Source organism: uncultured Acetatifactor sp., assembly GCF_948601915.1.
Classification (GTDB): Bacteria; Bacillota; Clostridia; order Lachnospirales; family Lachnospiraceae; genus Acetatifactor.
On sequence record NZ_CAPDXS010000190.1, the window covers coordinates 1 to 8667 of the forward strand.

Sequence of the window (8667 nt, forward strand, 5' to 3'; positions counted from 1 at the left end):
TGGTTCAATCGCATGATTACATTAGGCAGTATTCAGCGTTATGCAGTATAAAAAATAGCCATAGAAGGAGAGACATTATGACAGTATTGTGTTTGAAGGATAATTGGACATTGACTGTCCTTGGAGAGAATGTATACAATATTCCGAATACCCCAATCGAGACGAAAGTTCCGTCCACAGTATACGGGACGCTGCTGGAGAGGGGCCTGATGCCGGATCCCTACTACCGGGACAATGAGCTGGCGGCTACCAGGCTCATGGAGAACGATTTCGCCTATGAGACCACATTTACCCTGGACAGCGAGGACAGGGAGGCGGACAGGCTGTTCCTGCGCTTCGATGGCATCGATACCTTGGCGGATGTGTACCTGGACGGAGAGCTTTTAGGGACTGCGTACAACATGAACCGGGTGTGGGAGTACGACATCACGGCCCGGGTGAAGGACGATGAGGCGGACAGGGTGTATCATCTGAAGGTAGTCCTTCATTCCCCCACCCGCTATATCAGCCAGGAGAACGAGAAATGTCCCGTAGGCGGCTCCACGGACGCCATGCCCGGATTCTCCCACCTGCGCAAGGCCGCCTGCATGTTCGGATGGGACTGGGGCCCCAGGCTCCCGGATGCCGGGCTGTTCCGGGAGGTCACGGTCCAGAGGGTGAAGACGGCGCGCATCGCTCAGGTCTACATAACCCAGCAGCATGAAATCGCGGAGCGGACAGCCCGGGGCAACCGGGTTTCGTCAGTGCGGCTGACTGCGGACGCGGAGATTGAATGGATGCCGGAGGCGGGGGATGCGCTCCTGAAGCTGGCAGTGTACGTGACAGGGCCTGACGGGATCCTGCTTTCCGCCGAGAGCGAGACGGTCAGCGCCGCGGCCGATTCGGCACCCTCCGGGAACCTGACAGGCCTGTCAGGCAGCGGCCTGCGGAGCAGCCATGTCCGGGCGGAGCTTACGGTTTCCGACCCGCAGCTGTGGTGGCCCAACGGATACGGGGAGCAGCCCCTGTACCGGGTGGAAGCTCTGCTGGTATCTGTTCAGGGAGCCTGTGGAGGAGCTGGCGAGAATCCACGTTGGGACGCAGACGGGGAGGACAGCGGAAATCCTGGTCAGGAGGCAGGTGGAAAGGTCAGCGAGAATCCCGGCCAGGAGATGGGTGGAGTGGCCTGTGAGAATCCTGGCCAGGAGGCAGGCGGAAGGGTCAGCGAGAATCCCGGCCAGGAGGTGGTTGGAGTGGCCTGTGAGAATCCTGGCCAGGAGGCAGGCGGAAAGGTCAGCGAGAATCCCAGCCAGTACGCAGGCGGAACAGCGCACCCTCTTGACATCTGGCAGAAGCGCATCGGCCTGCGCACCATGACAGTGAACACGGATTCCCTGCCGGAGGAGACCTGGGATGCCCACCTGACCGACCAGGCCGAGGACCTGGACGACGGAACTGACGTAGTCATGAGCCGTGGAGACCGGAAGCTCCTCATGGTGGACAGGAAGGGCGAAAAGCTCCCGGGCCGGAACTTCGCCTTTGAGGTCAACGGTCTGCAGATTTTCGCCATGGGCGCGGACTACATCCCGGAGGACAATATCCTCACCCGGCAGACAAGAGAGCGCACGGACATGCTGCTTGCCTCCGCCCAGGAGGCCCACCACAACTGCATCCGCATCTGGGGCGGAGGCTATTTCCCGGACGACTTCTTCTACGATGTGTGCGACGAGAGGGGCCTGGTGATCTGGCACGACTTCATGTTCGCCTGCGCCTCCTACGAGCTGAGCGACGCCTTCGAGGCCAATGTCTCCGCGGAGATCCGCCAGAACATCCGCAGGCTCCGCTCCCATCCCAGCATCGGCCTGTGGTGCGGCAACAACGAGATGGAGACGGAATACGAGATGAAATTCTCGGTGAAGTCCAAGAAACAGTTCTACGACTACATCCGCCTGTACGAATACATCATCCCCAAAATCGTGGAGCAGGAAGACCCGCAGACATTCTACTGGCCCTCCTCCCCCAGCTCCGGCGGGAATTTCGAGAACAGCAACGCGGAGAACGTGGGAGATGTGCACTACTGGGGCGTCTGGCACGGCAACGAGCCATTCACGGCTTACCGGAAGCACCACTACCGCTTCCTGTCGGAGTTCGGCTTCCAGTCCTTCCCGGCCCTGCAGACCGTCCGCCGGTTCACGGAACCCCGGGACAGGAACGTGTATTCCCGGGTCATGGAGCTGCACCAGAGGAACACCTCGGCCAACGGCAAGATTTTGAACTACCTGTCCCAGACCTACCTCTACCCCAGGGACTTCGACCAGCTGCTCTACTGCTCCCAACTGCTACAGGCCGAGGCAATCCGCTATGGGGTGGAGCATTTCAGGCGGTTCAGGGGGACCTGCATGGGCACCGTGGTGTGGCAGCTCAACGACATCTGGCCCGTGGCCAGTTGGGCCAGCCTGGACTATTACGGGAACTGGAAGGCCCTGCACTATGCGGAGAAACGCATGTTCGCGCCAGTGCTCCTGTCCTGCGAGGAGCATGGGGAGATTGACCAGAAGCCCTTCGTGAACACCCTGCCCCGGCCCATAGACTTAAGCGCCGACCTCCATGTGGCCAACGAGACAGGGGAGCCTGTGAGCGGCATCGTGAAGTGGGCCCTGCGCCTGCCGGATTCCTCGGTGGTCAGACAGGGAGAGTTCGAAGTCACCGCCCCCGCCTACGGAGGCGCCTGGCTGCCGCATTTGGACTGCAACGACATAGACCCGCTGAAGGTGCACCTGGAGTACGGGCTGTATGTGGATGGAACAAATGTATCATCCGGAACCACGCTGTTCTGCGCCCCGAAGCACTATGGCTTCTTAGACCCGGAGCTTAGGGTCTGCGTGGAGGGGGACAGGGTGACGGTGACGGCCGCCAACTATGCGAAATCCGTCAGTGTGGAGACGGAGACAGGAATCCTGCGCCTGGACGACAATTTCGTAGACATGGAGGCGGGCAGCAGGACCTTCCGCATCCTGCCCGGCCGGGACTTCACGGAAGGGGAGGACGCCGCCGCAGAGGTTTCCGGGGCTTACAGGGCCAGGAGCGTGTATGATATTTCCGATAATATGTGAGCCGGATTCAGGAGAAGGCATAGAGCCGAGAGGGGCTTAAGCGGCGGTAAAACCGGGATATGTGTGGAATGCTGAATGCGGCACAAAGTGTATGCTGCCGATAAGACCAGGCAGGGAGAGACAAAAGGATGAGCAACAGAATAAACATCACCAGGCGGGAGTTTCAGGACAGCTACCGCAGACATTATAAAATGTACAGGGAGACCACAGGAAATGATAAATCCAGAAGACTGCTGCTGTTTTATTCCCGCGAGCAATGAGTCAAGCGGCCGTGCTTGCACGGCCAGTTGGCGAATGCCGCGAGGGTCAAATACCCCGCTGCTCTGCAGCGTTGCAAGCTTGATACCCCGTTGCTTGCAGCGGGGTATTTGATTGCTGACCATGATTCCCAAGGACATGGAAGAGGACAGGGTGGGCAGCCTGGAAGATGAGCTGGCGGAAAGCCTGGAGGAGGATTTCGATTCGGAAAGCATGAATGTACTAAGGGAAGATTATCTCTACAGGGTTCCCTTTGATTCGGCATTTGCTTCTCTGGGGGATTTTCGGGATATATGCGCCCTGCTGAAAGGAAAAGTGCTTTCCGATGTGATGGCGAAGATTGCGGATGGCATGTTGGAAAAAGAGATTGCGGCTGGTGCGGCAGAGGAGAATCAGCGTTCCCCGGAGGACATGAAGGACATTGTAAGCCGGCTGCATGATATCGCCACTTCGGAGATAACGGCCGAGGGCAGCGCTTCTTCCAATATGTTGGCGACAACATCCATACGGGAAATCGTGCGGGAATTCAGGGATACAGTCCCGCAGTTGGTGGTGTTAGGCGCAAAGGGTTCGGGAAAAACTTACATCTATAAACAACTGCTCTCCAGGAAGACCTGGGAAAGTTTTTCATATGGAGTAGAACCGGCAGGTGAGAAAGACAGGGAGCGGACGCTTATCCTGCCCCTTGTCTGCTCGCTGAATATAAAAATGCTGCTTTCCATGGTGCGGGAATGTATTGAAAGCTGTAATCATACCTTTGAGGAAGTGGATATAAAATCGGATATTATTGACCGAAATTACACTAAACTGGCTTCATATGCCGAAAAGGAGACATCCCTGACAGAATGGATGGAAATTTGGCAGAGGCTGATGCTGGATATGCTGGGCGCCGGTTACAGCGATATCTCTGAATTGGATCGATATCTGGAGAACAAGGGAAAAAGGATTCTGTTCATTGTGGATGGACTGGAAGACCTTTTCATGGATTTACAGGTTCAGAAGCAGAAGACATGGAGATTTGCCATCCGGGCGTTATGCCAGAACATTGTGAACACATTGCGAAACCTTCAATTCGGAAATGTCGGCATTGTTGTTTTTGCCAGAAAGGATATGGCAGAGGAAGCAATCGAAATTAATTTTGACCAGTTTCAGAATCAGTATCACAAATACGAACTGAAATGGTCGCCCTCAGAAGCGCTTCGCCTGGCTTTGTGGATTGCGAAACAGGCAGACCCTGCTTTGGGTGAGGGTGTCGATATCCTGAAGGCCAGCAGGGAAGTGCTTGAAGAGCGGCTGGAGAAATTATGGGGAAAAAAGCTGGGAAGATACGATTCCAGAGAGGCGAATTCGGCAAGGTGGATTATAGCGGCGCTTTCTGATTTCTCGAACCAGTTGCAGGCAAGGGATATTGTAAGGTTTCTGCAATTTGCCACCAGAACGTTTCTGGAGGGGAAACCGCCTTATGAAGACAGATATATCATGCCAAAGCAGATCAGGGAGGCCATTCCGGACTGTTCCAGAGAAAAGTATAAAGAAATCAGAGATGAGATGAAAGCAATCTACCAGATACTGAAAAAGTTTGAAGACATGCCGGAAGATGAGAAGGTGTTGCCGCTTACCTTGGACAAAATCAGCCTGACGGGAGAAGAGATTGCCAGGCTGGAAAACCAGGGCTATTTCATTATGGCTGACAAAAAATATTATTTCCCGGAAATCATCAGATTTGCGCTGGAATTCAAGTATGAAAAAGGGGCAAGGCCCAGGGTGCTGTCCTTGCTGGCAAGGTAATGTGCGCAAGGGGCAGCGCCGCAGGATTGGAGTGTGCTTTATCAGGGAGGACTCCCGGAACTTTTTCAGATGCCGGAAAATCGGGGCATGGAAGCCCTGTTGCCGAAACCTCTTCGACATGCCCGGCGAATACATGTTGGAGGCATGGGAGAGGCTGTTCGAGAGATGCCACAGGAATTTAAGAGGACAGAGGGAGGATGGAAGAGAGGATGATCAGGCCGATACGAGAAGGAGAACTGGAGGAATGCGTCAGGGTGATAAGGGACAGCTTTTCCACTGTGGCGGAAGCTTTTGGGCTTTCCCCGGAGAATGCCCCCAGGTTCACAGCTTTTGCCACTACCCTGGAAAGGCTTGCGGGACAGTACCGGGAGGGGCGGGCCATGTTCGTCCATGTGGAGGAAGACGGAAAGGTAACAGGCTATTATTCCCTCCGGATACAGGAGGAAGGTGACTGTGAGCTGAACAATCTCTGTGTCCTGCCAGGCCGCAGGCATGCCGGAATCGGGAAGCGTCTGCTGGAGCATGGGCTGCTCTGCGCTTCCGCCTTTGGCTGCGGCAGGCTGAAGCTGGGCATAGTGGAGGAGAATACGGTGTTGCGGGCCTGGTATGAGCGGTTCGGATTCTTGCATACCCATATGGAAAAATACGACTTCTTCCCATTTACCTGCGGCTATATGGAGAGGCCGCTGGAGTTTTGCTTTTTTGACACAGAAGTCCTGACGGACGGGGAGATCCTGCTGATGCTGGACAAGACCGTCCCGGGCAGCCTGGCTGAGAAGTGGCTCCCATCCTACCATTTCACCATCTGCGACAGGGAAGGGCACAAGGCCGGGCGCTGCGACCTGCGGATTGGCTACAGCGAAGGGGTCTACTACGGAGGGAACATCGGCTACCGGGTGGAGGAGCCCTACCGGGGGAACCATTACGCGGGCAAGGCCTGCCGCCTGCTGTTCCACCTGGCCAGGCGGCACGGGATGGACTATCTGGTCATCACCTGCAATCCGGACAACTACCCCTCCCGGAAGACCTGCGAATATGCGGGAGGGATTCTGCGGGAAATCGCAGATCTCCCGGAGGACAATGACATGCGGCGGGATGGGGAGACGCGGAAATACATCTATGAATTTACGATATAGAGGAATGTTGCTCCGCACCCTTTGGTGTCCGCCTTTTTGAGCAGGATGGCCATAAGCCGGAGGATGTGGACACGACGGTGGAGCCGGATATCTCCGTCATATGTGACAGGGACAAGTTGATAAACATGGGTGCAAGGGGGGCACCGGACATGGTCATAGAAATCCTGTCCCCCACCTCTCTGAGGCATGACCGGCTTGTGAAGCTGAACCTGTACCAGCGGGCAGGTGTCCGGGAGTACTGGATTGCGGATCCTGAAAACAGGACAGTACGCGTGATGCTTCCGGATGCCCATCATGTCTTTTCATATTTTCTGTAGATTGAAGCCGGGTGTGCGGCTGTAAAATGTTTCCCCTAATTTCTATTGAACCCACGCCCGATTTAGACTATAATGTACCCATGCGGCAGGCGGAAAACTTTTCTGATGCCGAAAAAACGGGGCATGACAGTCCCCGGGAAGGATTGGTGGAAAGATGGAGGACAACAGGACAGAAAACGCCGGACTGGAGCTGGCGGTGAACACGGATTTCGCGGGGGAGAGCACCAGGCTGGAGCAGATCAGGACTACCCTGGAGCGAATAGCACAGGCAGGCTTCACCCATATCCACTGGTGCCATGAGTGGGACAGGGAATACATGTATTCTCCCTATGAGATGCAGCAGATCAGGGAGTGGATGGACGAGTACGGCCTGAAATCCAAGGCCCTGCACTCCACCAAGGGCTCCGCCAAGGACGTGAACGTCAGGGAGGGCCATTACCGGAAGGACTACACCTCCGACTGGGAGTACAACCGCAGGGCAGGGGTGGATTTGATCAAAAACCGGGTGGATCTGGCACAGGCCCTGGGCGCCACGGAAATCGTGCTCCATCTGTATGTCCCCTACATCACCATACAGAAGAAGCCGGAGGTCAAGGAGGACTTCTACGCCTGCGTCTTCAGGTCCCTGGACGAGCTGATGCCCTACTGCATGGAGAAAAATGTGCGGATCTGCATCGAGAACCTTTTCGACATGCCCGGGGAATACATGCTGGAGGCATGGGACAGGCTCTTCGGCAGATACCCTGAGGAATTCCTGGGGCTGTGCTATGACACCGGCCATGCCAATATGGTCTGGCGGGAGCAGGCGCCGGAGATCCTTGGGAGGTACGCCCACCGGCTGTACGCGGTACATATCCATGACAACAATGGGGCCATGGACTCCCATTGGATTCCCGGGGAGGGCAATATCCAGTGGGACAAGGTGATGGAGACCATATCCGGGTCTGCGTATGAGGGGCCGCTTCTGCTGGAGCTGTCCACCAATGAGCTGGACCAGGCGGGATATCTGAGGAAGGCCCATGAGGCGGGATGCCGCCTGGACGGGCTCTATAAAAAGGGAAGAGCGGACGCATAGGACCACAGGGCGCATCCGCCCATCAATGGCGCGGGACGGGAAAGGACGGGAGAAAGGATGTTAAGGGACAGATATTTCAACAGCGGCCAGGAGCAAAAGGAAGATTTCCGCTTTTTTGACGCCCAGGTCCTGACGGACGGGGAGATCCTGCTGATGCTGGACAAGACCGTCCCGGGCAGCCCGGCGGAGAAGTGGCTCCCCTCCTATCATTTCACGATCTGCGACAGGGCAGGCCACAGGGCGGGGCAGTGCGACCTGCGGATAGGCTACAGCGAGGGCGTCTATTACGGAGGGAACATCGGATACCGGGTGGAGGAGCCCTACCGGGGGAATCACTACGCGGGGAAGGCCTGCCGCCTGCTGTTCCATCTGGCCAGGCGGCACGGGATGGACAGGCTGGTCATCACCTGCAATCCGGACAATTTCCCTTCCAGGAAGACCTGCGAATACGCGGGAGGGATCCTGCGGGAAATCGCAGATCTCCCGGAGGACAACGACATGCGCCGGGACGGGGAGACACGGAAATGCATCTATGAGTTTGCGATATAGAGATATGGAGCTGAATTGAAAAGCGCACAGGATGATTCTATAATGGCGCAATGCAAAAAAGGGGAGCGGTCCCCTTGCGCCGATTCGGGGAAAGGGAAGCCGGGCAGGGTGCCTGACAGGATTCATATGCCGCAGATTGAGAATAGGGGAAAACGCAAAGAGGGGACAGGGGCAGGCCGCATGGCCAATCTGGAGCTGCTGCGCTGCGTGGCCATGCTGATGGTGGTGGCGCTGCACTATCTGGGGAAGGGGAAGCTGCTGCCCGAGCTGACAGACAGCGGTATGGGGGCTATGGGCATGGCCGCATGGCTCATGGAGAGCTTCTGCATCGTGGCCGTGAACGTCTATATGCTCATCAGCGGGTATTTCCTGTGCACCTCATCATTCAAGCCCAGCCGCCTGGCGCAGCTATGGCTGCAGATATGGACCTATTCCGTGGCCTTCGGGAGATC

At 56.5% G+C, this 8667-nt stretch carries 8 protein-coding genes; all 8 read left to right on the forward strand.

Going from position 1 to position 8667, the window contains the following annotated elements; genetic code table 11:
- The first annotated feature begins 77 nt into the window (after nucleotides 1-77).
- Nucleotides 78-3092 (forward strand): glycoside hydrolase family 2 protein, encoded by a 3015-nt coding sequence (locus Q2B33_RS21895; RefSeq protein ID WP_300564111.1) that lies wholly within the window; start codon nucleotides 78-80, stop codon nucleotides 3090-3092.
- 128 nt (nucleotides 3093-3220) lie between these two features.
- Nucleotides 3221-3352, forward strand: coding sequence for a hypothetical protein (locus Q2B33_RS21900; protein WP_300564113.1), 132 nt, complete (start codon nucleotides 3221-3223; stop codon nucleotides 3350-3352).
- A 112-nt stretch (nucleotides 3353-3464) separates the two neighbouring features.
- Complete coding sequence (locus Q2B33_RS21905; protein ID WP_300564115.1) at nucleotides 3465-5138, forward strand: hypothetical protein; 1674 nt, start codon at nucleotides 3465-3467, stop codon at nucleotides 5136-5138.
- Between the two features lie 197 nt (nucleotides 5139-5335).
- On the forward strand, nucleotides 5336-6274 hold the full coding sequence (locus tag Q2B33_RS21910; protein ID WP_300564117.1) for a GNAT family N-acetyltransferase: 939 nt from the start codon (nucleotides 5336-5338) through the stop codon (nucleotides 6272-6274).
- A 65-nt stretch (nucleotides 6275-6339) separates the two neighbouring features.
- The gene (locus tag Q2B33_RS21915) at nucleotides 6340-6591 is read left to right on the forward strand and encodes a Uma2 family endonuclease (protein WP_300564119.1); all 252 of its coding nucleotides are present in this window, start codon (nucleotides 6340-6342) and stop codon (nucleotides 6589-6591) included.
- 154 nt (nucleotides 6592-6745) lie between these two features.
- Entirely contained in the window at nucleotides 6746-7666 is a 921-nt protein-coding gene (locus tag Q2B33_RS21920) for a sugar phosphate isomerase/epimerase (protein ID WP_300564121.1), read from the forward strand.
- 57 nt (nucleotides 7667-7723) lie between these two features.
- Nucleotides 7724-8215 (forward strand): GNAT family N-acetyltransferase, encoded by a 492-nt coding sequence (locus Q2B33_RS21925; protein ID WP_300564123.1) that lies wholly within the window; start codon nucleotides 7724-7726, stop codon nucleotides 8213-8215.
- Between the two features lie 126 nt (nucleotides 8216-8341).
- Nucleotides 8342-8667 (forward strand): acyltransferase family protein (locus Q2B33_RS21930; protein ID WP_300914252.1); only part of this gene is annotated, 326 nt, incomplete at its 3' end.